This is a genomic window from Oceanisphaera sediminis (assembly GCF_039539745.1).
GTDB classification, from domain to species: domain Bacteria; phylum Pseudomonadota; class Gammaproteobacteria; order Enterobacterales; family Aeromonadaceae; genus Oceanimonas; species Oceanimonas sediminis.
In genome coordinates this window covers 82,023-99,276 of sequence record NZ_BAABDS010000010.1, presented here as the reverse complement: position 1 = coordinate 99,276, position 17,254 = coordinate 82,023, and the positions used below count along the sequence as shown (strand labels likewise).

Annotated in this window: 14 protein-coding genes; 9 read left to right on the top strand and 5 right to left on the bottom strand. The window is 60.8% G+C overall.

Annotated features, from left to right (window positions below; translation table 11 throughout):
- Positions 1–21 precede the first annotated feature (21 nt).
- On the bottom strand, positions 22–585 hold the full coding sequence (locus tag ABD827_RS04240) for a CoA pyrophosphatase (RefSeq protein ID WP_344962654.1): 564 nt from the start codon (positions 583–585) through the stop codon (positions 22–24).
- Complete coding sequence (gene pabB / locus ABD827_RS04235) at positions 582–1,958, bottom strand: aminodeoxychorismate synthase component I (RefSeq protein WP_344962652.1); 1,377 nt, start codon at positions 1,956–1,958, stop codon at positions 582–584. The genes ABD827_RS04240 and pabB overlap by 4 nt, the downstream gene beginning before the upstream one ends.
- Before the next feature lie 126 nt (positions 1,959–2,084).
- On the opposite strand from pabB, the gene ABD827_RS04230 reads away from it, so the two are divergent.
- Entirely contained in the window at positions 2,085–3,605 is a 1,521-nt protein-coding gene (locus ABD827_RS04230) for a fumarate hydratase (protein ID WP_344962651.1), read from the top strand.
- A 250-nt stretch (positions 3,606–3,855) separates the two neighbouring features.
- On the opposite strand, the gene yccX is transcribed toward ABD827_RS04230, so the two are convergent.
- Positions 3,856–4,128 (bottom strand): acylphosphatase, encoded by a 273-nt coding sequence (gene yccX / locus ABD827_RS04225; protein WP_344962649.1) that lies wholly within the window; start codon positions 4,126–4,128, stop codon positions 3,856–3,858.
- Positions 4,129–4,204: 76 nt separating this feature from the next.
- On the opposite strand from yccX, the gene ABD827_RS04220 reads away from it, so the two are divergent.
- The 5 genes from ABD827_RS04220 to ABD827_RS04200 all read left to right on the top strand — a co-directional run bounded on the left by ABD827_RS04220 (position 4,205) and on the right by ABD827_RS04200 (position 10,393).
- Entirely contained in the window at positions 4,205–5,398 is a 1,194-nt protein-coding gene (locus ABD827_RS04220; protein WP_344962647.1) for a class I SAM-dependent methyltransferase, read from the top strand.
- 241 nt (positions 5,399–5,639) lie between these two features.
- Positions 5,640–6,677, top strand: a complete 1,038-nt coding sequence (gene selD, locus ABD827_RS04215; RefSeq protein ID WP_344962644.1) for a selenide, water dikinase SelD — start codon at positions 5,640–5,642, stop codon at positions 6,675–6,677.
- Position 6,678: 1 nt separating this feature from the next.
- Entirely contained in the window at positions 6,679–7,767 is a 1,089-nt protein-coding gene (gene mnmH, locus ABD827_RS04210; RefSeq protein WP_344962642.1) for a tRNA 2-selenouridine(34) synthase MnmH, read from the top strand.
- A 30-nt stretch (positions 7,768–7,797) separates the two neighbouring features.
- Positions 7,798–8,430, top strand: a complete 633-nt coding sequence (locus tag ABD827_RS04205) for an MBL fold metallo-hydrolase (protein ID WP_344962640.1) — start codon at positions 7,798–7,800, stop codon at positions 8,428–8,430.
- A gap of 112 nt (positions 8,431–8,542) precedes the next feature.
- The gene (locus ABD827_RS04200; protein WP_344962638.1) at positions 8,543–10,393 is read left to right on the top strand and encodes a methyl-accepting chemotaxis protein; all 1,851 of its coding nucleotides are present in this window, start codon (positions 8,543–8,545) and stop codon (positions 10,391–10,393) included.
- A gap of 6 nt (positions 10,394–10,399) precedes the next feature.
- Here ABD827_RS04200 and ABD827_RS04195 read toward each other — a convergent pair whose 3' ends face one another.
- Complete coding sequence (locus ABD827_RS04195; protein WP_344962636.1) at positions 10,400–11,014, bottom strand: hypothetical protein; 615 nt, start codon at positions 11,012–11,014, stop codon at positions 10,400–10,402.
- A 95-nt stretch (positions 11,015–11,109) separates the two neighbouring features.
- Here ABD827_RS04195 and mepA point away from each other — a divergent pair, with 95 nt between their 5' ends.
- The 3 genes from mepA to glpD all read left to right on the top strand — a co-directional run bounded on the left by mepA (position 11,110) and on the right by glpD (position 15,320).
- Positions 11,110–11,886, top strand: a complete 777-nt coding sequence (mepA, locus tag ABD827_RS04190; protein ID WP_344962634.1) for a penicillin-insensitive murein endopeptidase — start codon at positions 11,110–11,112, stop codon at positions 11,884–11,886.
- Between the two features lie 45 nt (positions 11,887–11,931).
- Positions 11,932–13,449 carry a glycerol kinase GlpK gene (gene glpK, locus ABD827_RS04185; protein WP_344962632.1) on the top strand — a complete coding sequence of 506 codons (1,518 nt, stop codon included), beginning with the start codon at positions 11,932–11,934 and terminating at the stop codon, positions 13,447–13,449.
- Between the two features lie 362 nt (positions 13,450–13,811).
- On the top strand, positions 13,812–15,320 hold the full coding sequence (glpD, locus tag ABD827_RS04180) for a glycerol-3-phosphate dehydrogenase (RefSeq protein ID WP_344962629.1): 1,509 nt from the start codon (positions 13,812–13,814) through the stop codon (positions 15,318–15,320).
- On the opposite strand, the gene ABD827_RS04175 is transcribed toward glpD, so the two are convergent.
- Positions 15,317–17,083 (bottom strand): putative bifunctional diguanylate cyclase/phosphodiesterase, encoded by a 1,767-nt coding sequence (locus ABD827_RS04175; protein ID WP_344962627.1) that lies wholly within the window; start codon positions 17,081–17,083, stop codon positions 15,317–15,319. The two genes, glpD and ABD827_RS04175, sit on opposite strands and share 4 nt — an antisense overlap.
- Positions 17,084–17,254: the final 171 nt, after the last annotated feature.

Below are 17,254 nucleotides of genomic sequence, written 5' to 3'. Positions count from 1 at the left end.
ATTTGTGATAAGGATCGCCCGTCAGCGGGCAATCTGGCGGGCAAACTGATGAATCACGGCGGCGGTAATGCCCCAGATCCAGACCCCGTGCCAGCGTATAAACACCACCCGATGCCAGCGGCCCTGGCGCCGCAGGCTGAACAGGTAGTGATGGCGCAGGTCCAGTACATAGTCCAGCGGCACTCGAAACAACTCTTCGACCTCGGCCGGATTCAAAATAAAATCGGGCTGCCCTTCAATTACCCCGATGAAGGGCGTCAATGCAAAACCCGATATGGTGTGCTGGGCCCGCAATCGCGCCAATTGGCGGCACCGCTCCGGCGCCAGCCCGATTTCTTCAAAGCTTTCACGCAGCGCCGTGTGCCACAGGCTGGGATCGGTGCTGTCGGCCCGGCCGCCGGGAAAGCTGATTTGCCCCGGGTGCTGGCGCAGATGGCGGCTGCGGCGGGTCAGTACCAGCTCCAGCCCCTGCTCCGACTGCAACAGGGGTACCAGCACCGCCGCCGGAAAGGCGTGATCCGGCAGGTGCGGATCCGGCCGGGGCTGGAATAGCTTGATGCGGGTTTCCAGCTCGTTCAGGGTCACAAGGCTTCCAGCACCGGCAGAATTTTACCCAGCTTGTCGAACAGCTCCTGATATTCGTCGGCCGCCTGTGAGTCGGCCACTACCCCGCCACCGGCCCAGCAATACAGCCGGCTCTGCTCGGCAAGCAAAGTGCGAATGGTGATGCTGGTGTCCATGCGGCCGTGGGCACTGAGATAGCCGATGCTGCCGCAATAGCCGTGACGCCGGTGCGGCTCCAGCTCTTCGATGATCTCCATGGCCCGCACCTTGGGTGCGCCGGTAATGGAGCCGCCGGGAAAAGTGGCCGCCAGCAAGTCGGTGCCGTCCAGCATAGAGTCCAGCTCGCCGGTAATGGTCGACACCAGATGATGCACCGCCGGAAACGACTCGATGGCAAACAGCGACGGCACCTTGACCGTGCCCGGCACACAGACCCGACCGATATCGTTACGCAACAGGTCCACAATCATCAGGTTCTCGGCCCTGTCTTTCGGCGCCACCAGCAGATCCTGCGCCAGCCGCCGGTCTTCAACCTCGCTGGCTCCGCGGGGCCGGGTACCCTTGATGGGCTTGGTTTCGACCCGCCGCCCGTCGAGGGCGATAAAACGCTCGGGCGACAGGCTCAGCACCTGGCTGTCGGGCAATTGCAGAAAAGCGGAAAACGGTGCCCGATTGTGTTCGCTCAGGTGGCGATAGGCTTGCCAGGCATCGCCACTGAAGGGGGCGTTGAAGCGCATGGTGAGGTTGATCTGGTAGCAGTCACCCGCCTGCAGATACTGCTGTACCCGATCAAAAGCGCTCTCATACTCGGCGGCGGTGCGGTTGGCCTGCCAACCGCCCCTCAGCCGAAAGGGCGCGGGGCTTGCAGCCTGCTGTGCCTGCCACCAGGTCAGGCGTGCGGCCAAAGCCTGCTCGTCGCCCAGCACCAGCAGATGCGCCTGCTCGGCTTCACGGTCGATGACCCAGGCCCAGTCGACGATCGCCACCGCCATGTCGGGGGTCGCCAGCTCGTTGATGGCCAGGCTGGGCAGCCGTTCCAGCCGGCGGCCCAGATCGTAACAAAACAGCCCCAGGGCGCCGCCGGCGAAGGGCAGATGTTGATAAGAATCGGGCAGCGTCACCTCGCCCAGCAGCTGCCGTTGCCAGGCTTTGAGCAAAGAAAAAGGCGACTCGGTGGAGGTCACAGATCCATCTGGATGATCGATCACCGTTGTTTCGCCGCGGGTCACCAGGGTGGCCACTGGCTGGGCGCTGATGATGTGAAAACGGCTATCAGAGCCGCCTGGCGCGGCCGATTCCAGCAGCATGGCCCAGGGCTGTTCGGCGACAGGAGAAAAGAAATCATGCACCGAGCCGGAAAACGGCTGGCTGTGAATGTGTAAAGGCAGTCCCATTAATGTAATCCACTCGACAGTTTTGGCATTCCGTCCGGCGCTCAGGCTGGCCAGCCGGGGGCCGCCAAGCGTATCATAGCGGCGATTATAACAATACAGAGCTAACCGATAACCCATGAGGAAGCCATGAGCATTATCAAGAAGCAGGACTTTATCGACTCCGTTGCCGACGCGCTGCAATACATCTCCTATTACCATCCGCTGGACTTCGTGCAGGCGCTGGAAAAAGCCTATCTCAAAGAGCAAAGCCAGGCCGCCAAGGACGCCATCGCCCAGATACTGATCAACTCGCGCATGGCCGCCGAAGGCCATCGCCCCCTGTGTCAGGACACCGGCATCGTCACCTGTTTCGTGAAAATCGGCATGCAGGTGCAGTGGGACAGCGATCTGACGGTGCAGGAAATGGTGGATGAAGGGGTGCGCCGCGCCTACAACAATCCCGATAATCCCCTGCGCGCTTCCATCGTGGCCGATCCCGCCGGTCGTCGCATCAACACCAAAGACAACGCCCCCGCCGTGGTGCACATCGACATGGTGGCCGGCAACGAGGTCGAGGTGGCCATTGCCGCCAAGGGCGGCGGCTCCGAGAACAAGTCCAAGATGGTGATGCTCAACCCGTCCGACGACATCGTCGAGTGGGTACTGAAGACCCTGCCCACCATGGGCGCCGGCTGGTGCCCGCCGGGCATGCTCGGCATCGGCATCGGCGGCACCGCCGAAAAAGCCGCCGTGCTGGCCAAGGAATCGCTGATGGATCCGGTCGACATTCACGAGCTGATCGAACGCGGCGCCGAGACCACCGAAGAGAAGCTGCGGCTGGAAATCTTCGAGAAAGCCAACAAGCTCGGCATCGGCGCTCAAGGGCTGGGCGGCCTGACAACGGTTGTGGACATCAAGATCAAGTCTGCCCCCACCCACGCGGCCTCCAAGCCGGTGGTGATGATCCCCAACTGCGCCGCTACCCGTCACGTGCACTTCCACCTGGACGGCTCCGGCCCCGCCGAGCTGACGCCGCCGAAACTGGAAGACTGGCCGGAAGTGACCTGGGAAGTGGGCGAGAACGTGCGCCGGGTCAACCTGGACACCGTGACCCGCGCCGACATTGCCGAGTGGAAGATGGGCGAGACCGTGCTTTTATCCGGCAAGCTGCTCACCGGTCGCGACGCCGCCCACAAACGTATTCAGGAAATGCTGAGCAAGGGTGAAACCCTGCCGGTGGACTTCAAGGATCGTTTCATCTATTACGTGGGTCCGGTTGACGCCATCGGCAACGAAGCGGTCGGCCCCGCCGGCCCCACTACCTCTACCCGCATGGACAAGTTCACCGACATGATGCTGGAGCAGGCCGGCCTGATGGGCATGGTCGGCAAGGCCGAACGTGGCCCGGCCACCGTCGACTCCATCAAGCAGCACAAGGCCGTCTACCTGATGGCCGTGGGCGGCGCCGCCTACCTGGTGGCCAAGGCGGTGAAGAAGGCCAAGGTACTGGCGTTTGAAGATCTGGGCATGGAAGCCATCTACGAATTCGAAGTGGAAGACATGCCGGTGACCGTCGCGGTCGACAGCGAGGGCAACAACGCCCACGTGGCCGGCCCCGCCATCTGGCAGGCCAGAATCGAAGAGCTGGATGCCAAGATGAAAGTCTGACCATCTCGCGAATTAACGACCAAGCCCGGCTCAGCCGGGCTTTTTTGTATGCGTATGGCCCCTGCCGTAACCCCTCCCCAACCCTCCCCTTGCGTTGCACCTCGCTGTCATTCTGCCGAACACAGGCCAAGGGGAGGGAGCAGAACGGCGCCAGACTTGCCCCTCCCCCTTGGCTGCGGCATCACAGGCATAACGACGGGCCTTCGCCAGGGGGAGGTTGGGAGGGGGTGTCGCTATCGAGATCAAGCCGTCAACCGGTCTCGAAGCCGTGGTGCCCGGTTGGGGCCACGTCTTCTTCGCTGATGCCGTTCACCACCGCCGTGTCGGGGCCTTGCCGCAGCCAGTTGACCAGTTGCCGCACCCTGGCGGCCTCACCTTCGGCCAGCACCTCTACCCGGCCGTCCGGCAGGTTGCGGGCATAACCGCGCACGCCCAGCTTTTCCGCCTCGCACTGGGTGTAAAAACGAAAGCTCACCCCCTGTACCGTGCCGCTTACCCGGATTATTTTTGCTATCTCGGTCATCTTGCTCGCTCCCTGTTTGTGTTTTACCCCGCACGCCCCTAGAATTATGGCCCTTTTATTGTTAGCAGCCCAGCCTATGACCACCTCCATTACCCTTATCGCCGGACGTGAAAAGTCCCTTCTTCGTCGCCACCCCTGGGTGTTTTCCCGTGCCGTCGACAAGGTACAGGGCCAGCCCAATGCCGGTGATACCGTCGAGATCCTGAGCCAGAAAGGCCAGTGGCTCGGCCGGGGTTTCTATTCTCCCCAGTCTCAGATCCGGGCCCGGGTATGGACCTTCGATCAAGAAGAAACGATAGACGAAGCGTTTTTTCTGCGTCGCCTGGAACGGGCCAAGGCCGGTCGCCAGCCGATGATTGCCGAGCAGGGTCTCACCGGCTATCGCCTCTGTGCCGCCGAGTCCGACGGCCTGCCCGGCGTGACCATCGATGTCTACGCCAATGTGGTGGTCTGCCAGTTGCTGAGCACCGGTGCCGAACGCTGGCGCAACGCCATCGTCAAGGCGCTGACCACGCTTTATCCGGATACCTGCATCTATGAGCGTTCCGATGTGGCGGTACGCAAGAAAGAAGGCCTGAAAGAGCGCAAGGGCCTGCTGGCCGGCACCCTGCCGGAGCAGCCGGTCACCATCGAAGAAAACAACGGCGTGTGCATCCTGGTCGATGTGGAGCAGGGTCACAAGACCGGTTTTTATCTGGATCAGCGCGACAACCGTCGTATCGCCGCCCGTTATTGCGAGCACAAGCGGGTGCTCAACTGCTTCAGTTACACCGGCACCTTCGGCGTTTATGCACTCAAGGGTGGCGCCAACGAAGTGGTGAACGTGGACATGTCCGAGTCGGCGCTGGCGCTGGCGAAAAAGAACGTCGAGCTGAACCAGCTGGATCTGAGCCGGGCCAAATTCGAACAGGCCGATGTGTTCAAGCTGCTGCGCGAATACCGGGATCAGGGCCAGCGCTTCGACGTCATCGTGCTGGATCCGCCCAAGTTTGCCGACAGCAAGGCGCAGTTGAACGGGGCCTGTCGTGGGTATAAAGACATCAATATGCTGGCCTTTCAGCTGCTCAATGCCGGTGGCGTGTTGCTGACCTTCTCCTGCTCCGGTCTGATGACTCAGGATCTGTTCCAGAAAATCGTCGCCGACGCCGCCCTGGACGCCGGCCGTGACGCCCAGATCCTGGAGCGACTGAATCAGGCCGCCGATCATCCCATCGGCACCGCCTATCCCGAAGGTCACTACCTGAAAGGCCTGGTGGTCCGCGCCTGGTAAGAAGCTAATCCTGCACTTAATCGTGTTTTGATGACATGGTTCGACCCTACGTATAAAGACACTGTTTGTTTGTATGTCGTAGGGTCGAATTCATTCGACCGTCTTATATTAGGTGCCACGACCATTGGTCGAATAAATTCGACCCTACATAAGGTGGTGTCCGTTCTTTTGCTCCGGATGCACCCTGCGGTAATTAGGAGTAACATATGGCCTTTCCGTTAGTGACTCCAAGGAAGCCCAAGTGGAACCTATTCGCCTGACCCAATACAGCCACGGCGCCGGCTGCGGCTGCAAAATCTCGCCCAAAGTACTCGACACCATACTGCACAGCCAGCTGCCCCGCTTCACCGATCCGCGTCTGGTGGTTGGTAACGACAGCCGGGATGACGCCGCCGTGGTCGACATTGGCAACGGCATGGGCATTATCTCCACCACCGACTTCTTCATGCCGATAGTGGACGACCCCTTCACCTTCGGCCGCATCGCCGCCACCAACGCCATCAGCGACATCTACGCCATGGGCGGCACCCCTATCACCGCCATCGCCATTCTCGGCTGGCCGGTCAACCTGCTGGCGCCGGAAGTGGCACAGCAGGTGATCGACGGCGGCCGTCAGGCCTGTCATGACGCCGGTATCTCGCTGGCCGGTGGCCACAGCATCGATGCCCCCGAGCCCATCTTCGGGCTGGCGGTCACCGGCCAGATTGCGCTCGATCAGGTCAAGCGCAACGACACCGCCGCCGCCGGCGACCTGCTGTTTCTGACCAAACCGCTCGGCATCGGCATTCTGTCCACCGCCCAGAAAAAAGGCGTTCTGCTGGACGAGCACGCCACCCTGGCCGCCGAGGTCATGTGCCAGCTCAACAAGCCGGGGCAGGACTTCGCGACGCTGGAGGGCGTGAGCGCCATGACCGATGTGACCGGCTTCGGTTTGATGGGTCACCTGGTGGAGGTGTGCGAAGGCGCCGATGTCAGCGCCCGGCTGCAGATGGATGCCATTCCGCTGCTGCCCGCGGTGGATCACTACCTGCAGGCCGGTGCCGTGCCCGGCGGCACCCTGCGCAACCTGGATGCCTACGGCCACAAGCTGGCCCCGCTGAGCCAACGCCAGCAGCACATTCTGTGCGACCCGCAGACCAGCGGCGGCCTGCTGGTGGCGGTGCGGCCCGAGTCGGTTGACGCCTTCCTGAGCCTGGCCGCCCAACACCAATTGCAACTGGCCCCCATCGGCGAGCTGACCGCCGCCGGTGAGCATCGTATCGAGGTGATCGGTGAGTAACATGAGCGAGCTGACTGCCGATTACGACCAGCTACTGGGCGATGATATTCCCCTGCTGGACTTGCGGGCCCCGGTGGAATTTATCGAGGGGGCCTACCCCCATGCGAACAACCTGCCGCTGATGAGCGATGAAGAACGGGCCCTGGTCGGCACCTGCTACAAGCAGCAGGGCCAGGCCGCGGCCATCGAGCTGGGCCACCAACTGGTGGCGGGTGAGCTGCGCGAGCAACGGCTGCAGGGCTGGCTCAACTGGCTGGAGCAGCATCCGACCGGCGTCATCTACTGTTTTCGCGGCGGCCTGCGCAGCCAGACGGTACAGCAGTGGCTGAGTGATGCCGGGCGCCCGGTGACCCGGGTAGAGGGCGGTTACAAGGCACTGCGTCGTCATCTGCTGCAGGAAATCGAGACCGGCTTTGAACAGCCGGGCTTCGTGCTGTCAGGGCTGACCGGCAGCGGCAAGACCGACTGGCTGGCCCGCACCCCGCTGGCGCTGGATCTGGAAGGCTGCGCCCATCATCGCGGCTCCAGTTTCGGCCACTGGGGCGAGCCCCAGCCCACCCCCATCGACTTCGAGAACCGGCTGGCCATCGCCCGGCTCAAGCAACGCCGGGCCGGCATCGGCAGCTGGCTGGTGGAAGACGAAAGCGCCATGATCGGCCGCTGTCCATTGCCGAAGAGCCTGTACCTGCGCATGCAGCGCACACCCATTCTGTTGCTGGAAGTCCCCTTCGAGCAACGGGTACGGCAGATTCAGCACGATTATGTGGACGTGATGCAAGGCCATTTCAACGACGACATGGAACGGCTGGAAGCCTACCTGCAAGACAGCCTAAAGCGGCTGTACAAACGTCTGGGCGATCGGGACTGGCGCCGGTTGTCACAACAGATGACCGATGCCATTCATCAGCAGCAACAGGGTTTTGGCAGTGACGGTCATCAGGAGTGGATCGCCGAGTTGCTCGGCCGCTATTACGATCCCATCTATCGCCGCCATCAGGTCGATAAGGAAGATCGTATCATCAAGCGCGGCGAAGCCGACGAGCTGGCCGAGTGGCTGGCCAACCGGCCCGAATCACAGACTGCGTCTTGAGGCGCATTATGTTAAAGGAACTATGAACAGATGCTGAACAAAATCACCCTGCCGGTGACCCCCTTCGCCCAGAACTGCAGCCTGGTGTGGTGCAGCGCCACCAACCAGGCCGCCCTGATCGATCCGGGTGGTGAAACCGAACGGCTGCTGGCGGCCATTGCCGAGCATGGCCTGACGCTGGAGTCCATACTGCTGACCCACGGCCACCTGGATCATGTGGGCGCCACCGGCGAGCTGGTGGCCAACACCGGCGTACCGATCATCGGGCCAGGGAAAGACGATGCCTTCTGGATAGAAGCGCTGGATCAACAGGTGCAGATGTTCGGCTTCGATCCCGTTTCCGGCTTTACGCCCGACCGCTGGCTTAGCCAGGGCGATACCGTCAGCGTGGGGAACGAGCAACTGGACGTCTATCACTGCCCCGGCCACACTCCGGGCCATGTGGTGCTTGTACATGAGGCACAAAAGCTGGCCTTTGTCGGTGACGTGCTGTTCAACGGCGGCGTGGGTCGCAGCGACTTCCCCCGTGGCGATCATGCCACCCTGATCAACGCCATTCTCACGACTCTACTGCCATTGGGCGACGAGTTCACCTTCGTGCCCGGCCACGGCCCGGAAAGTACCTTCGGCCATGAGCGACAGCACAATCCCTATCTGCGTTGATTGCTAGCATCACTGGCGTCACTCGCCAGCAAGCCACTGTTTCTGTACGGCCTGAAGATCGTGTTCGGGCCTGTCGTTGTATCTGTTTTAAAGATAATCACCGAGAGCATTAATGAAAATCAAACATAAGCTGGGGCTCAATACCCTGCTGGTCATACTGGCCATGGCCGCCCTCTTCGTGTTGTTCGCCCGGACCCTCAGTACCATCAAGACGCTAAACCATGGCACCGAACTGGCCATGTCGCTCGACACCGGCATGCTGAGCCTGCGCCGGGAAGAAAAGGACTTTCTCGGCCGGCACGATATGAAATACGCCGCCGACTTTCAGCAGATACTGATACAGAATCAGCAGCTATTGAACGAGCTGGAACAACTGTTGACTGAATTCGACTTCGACACACGAGCCCTAGACACCCTGCGCCAGCGGTTCAGCGAATACGGTCACCATTTCAAACAACTGGTGCAGGCGCAACAGTTGATGGGGCTCGATCATGAATCCGGCCTCAACGGTGAACTGCGGGCCGCGGTGCACGACATTGAACAGGCGCTGAATCAATATAATGCCGATTCAATACTGGTCACCATGCTGCAACTGCGCCGAGCCGAAAAAGACTTCATGCTGCGCCAGGACCCCCGCTATCTCGACAAATTCGACACCCTCTTTACCACCCTGGAGCAACAGCTGCGCGGGGCGGCCATGCCGGAACAGACACTGTCACTGGCCAGCACCTATCAGGATCGCTTTCATCGTTATGCGGACGGCGCCCGTCGCCTCGGTCTCAGCAGCGATCAGGGCCTGCAACTAGCCATGCGACAAGCCATTCAGAGCACCGAAACCCTGCTGGATAAAACCGTCAGCGACGTTGAAACACTGACCCACCAGCATGCCGAACGGGCCGGCACCCTTGCGATGGTGATGTTTATCACCATGTTGCTGTTGACCTCGGTCATCGCCCTGCTGATCGCCCGCTCCATTTTTCTGCCCATCCGCCGCATTCAGCAAGGGGTACAACAGATTCACGAAAGCCACGATCTCAGCCTGCGGGTAGAAGAGCAAGGTAACGACGAACTCGCCGAAATGGCGCAAGTCCTCAACACCATGCTCGGCGGCTTTCAACGGGTGATCCGCCAGGTCAACGAGGCGGTCGAGACCATGAATCACACCACCGAGATACTGTCGGAGAACGCGGCCCGCACCAGCGCCGACATCGAACGCCAACAGGCAGAAACCGAGATGGTGGCCACCGCCGTCACCGAAATGGTGTCCACCATCGAAGAGATCGCCCATAACACCGAAAACACCGCGCTCAAGGCCGGCTCTACCCACAGCGGTGCCAAACAGGGACAAGTGCAGGTGCAGGGCGCCATCAGCCGTATTCGTCGCCTGTCCGATACGCTGGACAACACCGTCGGCAGCATGGAAGCGCTGTCAACCCAGAGCAACACCATCGGCAATGTGCTGGGAGTGATTCAGGGTATTGCCGAACAGACCAACCTGCTGGCGTTGAATGCGGCCATTGAAGCGGCGCGGGCCGGTGAACAGGGCCGCGGTTTTGCGGTGGTAGCCGATGAAGTGCGCGCGCTCGCCGGGCGCACGCAGGAAGCCACCCAAGAAATTTCCGGCATCATCACCTCCCTGCAGGCCAATACCGGCGCCATGGTCAAAATGATCAACAGCAGCAGTGAAGAAGGCCGGGAAAGCAGTCAGCAGGCGGGTACGGTAGAAACCGTGCTCAACGACATCACCCGGGAGATCACCGAAATTTCGGACATGGCCACCCAAATCGCCGCCGCCATCGAGCAGCAAAGCAGCGTCGCCAGTGAAGTGGGGCAAAATGTAGTGGTGATCCGCGATATCACCGAAGATGCCGCCCAGGCGGTTCGTAATAACTCCCGCGCCAGCAGCGACATTGTCGCTCAGGCGCGGGAACTGCGTCAGGTGGTTGCCGCGTTTCGGGTATAACTCGCCTCAGTCATCCCAATCATCATCATCGTCATCCTCGTCCGCCACGGCGGCGGGGGTGACGATGGCCGGCGCCAGTACCGACACGGCCGCCAGCAATTGGCGCCGGTTTTGCCAGTTGCCGACAAAACCGAACCGATAACAGTCTTCATCCAGCTTGAAACGCGCTTCCGCCTGGGTAGCCAATGTCTCGTGAACCTGGGCCAGCTCCTGCTCGTTCAGTGCCAGATCCAGGGTAAAGGCGATGATGGCACCGTCGTGGCCGGGCAGCTTGCCCTGGTTGACCGCCCGTACCCGTTCACGCGGCAAGGCCATAGCCTGTTTGTTACTGCCGTTGATCAGATACAGATATTCACGGTCGAACGCCAGGTTAATCAGCCGTTGTCGGCTCCAACTGGCCGGCCACAGGCTCAGCAGCAGAACCGTGCCACCGAATATCAGGCCTACCCAGTGGATCAGACCAAAACCGGTTTGTGCATCCCACAACGACAGGCCCACCGCCGCCAGACTGGCCAGCAATACCAGTGCATGCGTCAGGTAAAACCGCAGAGCGGGCGGGCTCGACACAAACTCCAGCGGTTGTTCAAGCACTTGCGGCAGGGATAAGCGCTGCACTGTCATTTTTGTATTCCATCGGTCAAAAGGGGCACAACCCTAGCAAAAAAAACCGCAACCATAAATAATGGTGTCATGTGGGCATTCGGGAGAGCACTGAAATGGTCAGATGGTTGAGATTCGGCTTCTGGTTTTGTTTGGGGTTATTGCTGCCCACGCTGTCGTGGGCCCAGGCCATCGGTGGTTACGCGGCCGGTTGCCAGATGAACGCCCGGGCCCTGCCCGCTTCCGGGCCCGGTTTTTATGTGATCAGAAGCACCCGGGAGCGCTTCTATGGCCAGCCGCCGTTAATCGACTACCTGCAGACCCTGGGGCAGAAAACCCGACAAGCCGACTTGCCACCGATACTGGTCGCCGATATCGCCAAGCAGCGCGGCGGCCCGTTCGAATATGGCCATCGCAGCCACCAGACCGGGCTGGATGCGGATATCTGGCTGCGCCCGCCCCCCGCGCAGCCATCACCCCGCCGGCTGAAAAACATAAAAGCCGTCGATATGGTGGATCATCGCCACTACATTCTGAATGCCCACTTTCGTGACCCCCAGCGCCAGCTGATTGCGCTGGCGGCGCAAGACCCGCGGGTCAGCCGTATCTTCGTGCACCCGCTGATTAAAAACGCCATGTGCAAGGCTTACGGCGACGCCGACTGGCTCGGCAGGCTGCGGCCCTGGTTTGGCCATTCCAGCCATTTTCATGTGCGGCTGCACTGCCCGAAGGGCGATACGCTGTGTGAGCCTCAGGCACAGGTGCCCGCCGGCACCGGCTGCGGCCGGGAGCTGGCCAGCTGGCTGAACGATAAGGCCGGTGAAATCACCAGCGGGCCACGCACGCCCTTTCGCCCTACCCTGCCCAAACAGTGCGTCGGCTGGGTACGATAAGGGGCCTCGTACTGCCATGATCACTCGATAAGGAGAGCGTCCCCCATGCCACATACCAAACGGCCTCACAGCAAACCCTATGTGGTGGCTCTGGATCAGGGCACCACCTCGTCTCGCACCATTATCTTCGATGACGCCGCGCGCATTCAGGGCATTGCCCAGCGCGATTTTGCCCAGATTTATCCTCAGGCTGGTTGGGTCGAACACGACCCGATGGAGATCTGGGCCACCCAGCGTGCCACCCTGACCGAAGTGCTGGCCAAAACCGGCATAGATCCCGAGCAGATTGCCGCCATCGGCATCACCAACCAGCGCGAAACCACGGTAGTGTGGAATAAAATCACCGGCAAGCCGGTGTACAACGCCATCGTCTGGCAGTGTCGTCGCACCGCCGAGTTCTGCGAGCAACTGAAAGCCCAAGGCCTGGCCGACTATGTGCAGGAAAATACCGGCCTGGTGCTGGATGCCTACTTTTCCGGCACCAAGATCAAGTGGATTCTGGACAACGTAGACGGCGCCCGTGAGCAGGCCAATAACGGCGAGCTGCTGTTCGGCACCATAGACACCTGGCTGGTCTGGAAGCTGACCGAAGGCCGGGTGCACGTCACCGACTACACCAACGCCTCCCGCACCATGCTGTTCAACATCAATAGCCTGCAATGGGATCAGCGCCTGCTGGACGAGCTGGATATTCCTGCCGCCATGCTGCCCGAGGTGAAGTCATCCTGTGAAATCTACGGTCAGGCCCGCCTCGGCGCCAACGACGAAATCCCCATTGCCGGCATCGCCGGAGACCAGCAGGCCGCGCTGTTCGGCCAGTTGTGTTTCAACAAGGGCATGGCCAAGAATACCTACGGCACCGGCTGCTTTTTGCTGATGAACACCGGCAAGCAAAAAGTCAGCTCTCGCCACGGCCTGCTCACCACCCTGGCGGTTGGCGCCAAAGGGGAAGTCAACTATGCGCTGGAAGGCTCGGTATTCATGGCCGGCGCCATTATTCAGTGGCTGCGCGACGAGCTGGGCCTGATCCGCGAGGCACAGGACAGCGGTTATTTTGCCGAACACGTCGACAACACCAATGGCGTGTATCTGGTGCCGGCTTTCGTGGGCCTCGGCGCCCCTTACTGGGATCCCTATGCCCGTGGCACCCTGGTGGGCCTGACCCGAGGCAGCAACCGTAATCACATCATTCGTGCCGCCCTGGAGGCCATTGCCTACCAGAGCCGCGACGTGCTGGACGCCATGCAGGAAGACGCCGGCCTTGTGCTTTCCGCACTCAAGGTAGACGGCGGCGCCGTGGCCAACGACTTTCTGATGCAGTTTCAGGCCGACATCATCAACACGCGGGTAGAGCGGCCGCGGCAAACCGAAACCACCGCCATGGGCGCGGCCTTTCTCGCCGGGCTGGCAGTCGGCCTGTGGCAGAATACCGAGCAGCTGGCCGCCACCCTCGCGCTGGACAGAACATTTGAGCCCCGGATGGACAAGGACACCCGGGCCCGCCTCTACCATGGCTGGCAGAAGGCGGTAACGCGTTCACGAGACTGGGAAGAGCGTGGGTGATAGCCATATTGAGGGCTTAGGCCAGAGGCAACACAGCCGTCTCCCACGACACGCCATAAACTCATCCCTGAGGGCTCGGGAAATGCCGTCCATGGCATTTCACGGTCGTGGGAGTCGATCTCTGTTGCCTCTTATTGAACACCGAGTTGCCCGCAGACAGCGCCAACAGGAGACTCTGCAGCATCAGGAGGACAAAGGGATCTGCTCCGCCGACCATCACATGACAGGGACGTCATGTGCTGAGCGTCACATGGATGTGCTCGAAGCGGGTCGCTGGAGCGGACCCTTTGTCCGACGTTTACACAGAAATGAAATAGATCATTTTTTTATTCAAGTTGGTATAACAACCAATAAGGAACCAGATGACAACAGACTCTCCTCTTTTCGATGTGCTGGTGATCGGCGGTGGTGTCAACGGTACCGGCATCGCCATGGATGCGGCGGGTCGCGGCCTGCGAGTGATGTTGTGTGAAATGAACGACCTGGCCTCGGCCACCTCGTCCAACAGCAGCAAGCTGGTTCATGGTGGTTTGCGTTATCTGGAGCATTACGAATTCGGCCTGGTCAGAAAGGCGCTGATAGAGCGGGAACTGCTGCTCAACAGCGCGCCCCACATCATGTGGCCACTGCGTTTTCGTCTGCCTCATCGCCCGCATCTTCGTCCGGCCTGGATGATTCGCGTCGGCCTCTTTCTTTACGACCACCTGGCCCGGCGCGAGCGGCTGCCCGGATCCTGCGCCATTCGCTTCGGGCCCGACGGCCCGCTTCAGCCGCACATCACCAGGGGCTTCGAGTATTCCGACGGCTGGGTGGACGATGCCCGGCTAGTGGTACTGTGCGCCCAGGCCGCCTTTGATCGCGGCGCCGAGATCAAGACCCGGACCCGCTGCATCCAGGCGCGGCGTAAAGCCGGCCTCTGGCACCTGACACTGCAGAACACCGTTACCGGCGAGCGGCAACAGTGCCGTAGCCGGGCGCTGGTCAATGCCGCCGGCCCCTGGGCCAGCGCGCTGTTTGCCGACACCCTGGCCATGCCCTCCCCCAAACAGCTGCGACTGGTCAAGGGCAGCCATATTCTGGTGCCACGGCTGCACGACGAGCCCGCCGCCTATATTCTGCAGAGTCAGGACAACCGTATCGTGTTTGTGCTGCCCTACCAGCAGCGGTTCTCGCTGATCGGCACCACGGACGTGGATTACGAGGGAGATCCGGCAAAGGTTGCCATCGACGATGCCGAGGTAGCCTATCTGTGCAACCTGGTTAACGGCTATTTCAAACAACACACAAGCCCGGCGGAGGTGGTGTGGCGCTATTCCGGCGTGCGCCCGCTGATCGACAACGCAGAGGGTGAGGCGCAGCAGGCCTCCCGCGATTACAGCTTCGAGCTGGATGCCCCCGAGGGCGAGCCGCCCTTGCTGTCGGTGTTTGGTGGCAAGCTCACCACCTACCGCCTGCTGGCCAACGACGCCACCACTACCCTGTGCCGTTTCTTTGCCGAAGCCGGACCGGCCTGGACCCACACCGCCGTGCTGCCGGGCGGCAATTTCAGCACCCAGGCCCGGCTGGCCGAGGCGTTACGCAGCCACTATCCCTGGCTGCCGGATGCCCTGCTGCAACGCTTTGTGCGCAGCTATGGCACCCTGTGCCACCGGTTTTTGCAGGGGTGTGAGCAGTTGGAGGATATGGGTGAGGCCTTTGGCGACCAGCTGTATCAAAAGGAAGTGGATTACCTGATAGCCCACGAATGGGCCGGCACGGCAGATGATATTCTGTGGCGTCGCACCAAGCTGGGGCTTGAACTGAACGACGAAGCACGCGAGCGCCTGCAACGGTACCTGCAGGCGCCCGACACCAGGCCGCCGACGAGCTAGCTTGCAGGCCGTTCGCCCAGCAGGCCCATGACGTCGACCACCGGCAAGGGCCGGTAAAAAAAGTAGCCCTGCACCATCAACGGGCCAAAATCGGCCAACAAATCAAGCTGGTGCTGCTGCTCTACCCCTTCGACCACCAGGCTCAATGACAACTGCTGTGCCAGACCGACAATGGTTTTCAGCAACATGAAGGCCCGCTCGTTAAGGCTGGCCTCGACCATGAAGCTGCGATCGATTTTAAGCTCGTCCAGCGGAAACTGATGCAAGCAGGCCAGCGCCGAATAACCGGTGCCAAAGTCATCGAGCGAGATTTTGAAGCCCAGCTCACGCAAGCGGCCCAGCATCATCACACAGGTGTCTTTATGCATCATCATGGCGGTTTCGGTCACTTCCAGCTTCAGCCACTCGGCTTGAATACCCGCCTCTTTGATACAGGCCTGCAACCAGTCGGCAAAGTCCGGCTGGCTGAATTGCTGGGCACTGAGGTTAATAGACACCACCGGCAGTTGCGGATAATGGCACCGCCACTCGGCGATTTGGGCACAGACCTGCTCTATCACCCAGCGATCCAGCCGCACCGACTGGCCGCTTTGCTCTGCCACCGGAATAAATTCGGCCGGAGAAATCGCCCCCAATCGCGGATGTTCCCAGCGTAACAGGGCTTCCATCGCCAGGATCTGGCCATTGCCCGGAAACACCTGAGGCTGATAATGCAGGCTCAACCCTTCGCCCGCGGCGGTGTTAAGCACATGATGCAGGCTGTGTTCGATCAGCAATTCCCGGTGGTGCAGGTCGTGCTGGCGCTGATCCACAAACTGAAATCGATTGCGTCCGCCCCGCTTGGCCATGGCATGGGCATGCTCTGCCGCCTGCAGCAGACCGGCATTGTCGGTGGCGTCACGCGGATAAATGGCGATGCCGATACTCGGCTGCAGGCTGACGATATTCTGATCGGCCAGCACTATCGGCTGGCCCAGCAGTCCCAGCAGCTTGTCGGCCAGCTGGGCCATGGTGACATCCCCGGCCCGACTGTGACGCAACACCGCAAACTGATCGCCCTGCAGCCGCACCAGGGTGTCGGCTTCGTCAACCGCCGCCTGCAGTATACGGGCCTGCTGGCGCAATACATCATCGCCCCAGGCGAGGCCCAGCTCCTCGTTAACCGGTCGCAGGCGGCCCACATCGATCACCATCAAGCCCACCCGTATCCTGTTGCGCTCGGCTTCGGCCAAGGCCTGGTCGAGCCGGCTGGTCAACAGCTGACGATTACCCAGTTGGGTGAGCGGATCCTTGAAGGTAAAGAGAGTGCGTTCATGATGGGTCGACTTTACGCCGCTCAGATCGTGGCCGATGGCAACACGGTGGGTAATACGCCCCTCATCATCGGTGAGGGTATTGATATTGAGCCATTGCAGATAGACCTCGCCCGACTTGCGCCGGTTCCACACCTGGCCGCTCCAGCTGCCACTCTGTTGCAACTGCAGCCACATTTGCTGGTAAAACCCGGGCTCGTGCCGCGCCGACTGCACCAGCCGCGGCGTCTGGCCGATGGCCTCTTCGGCACTGTAACCGGTGATTTCGCTGAAGGCCGCATTCACTTGCAGGATAATGCCAGCTTCGTCGGTCACCATGATTGACTCTATCGAGTGATCGAATACGTGCTGCAGCAACTGACGCTTGAACTTCAATGCTCGCCCGGCAGAAGGAGCCGAGAGCTCAATGATGGGTTGCCGGTCTTCCTGATATTTGATGGTATTTTGCACGGCTCGGCATCCTTACCTTATGTGCTAAGTCATTGTCGTTGAATCACAATAATTAATTGTAAACAAAAAGTAAAACCATTGTATTAAAAATTGTGTTTGTACTCTGACAGCGGTCACAAACCTCACTTATGCCAGATCACCTCTGGCACGTAAAGTAGCCATTCGGCTACC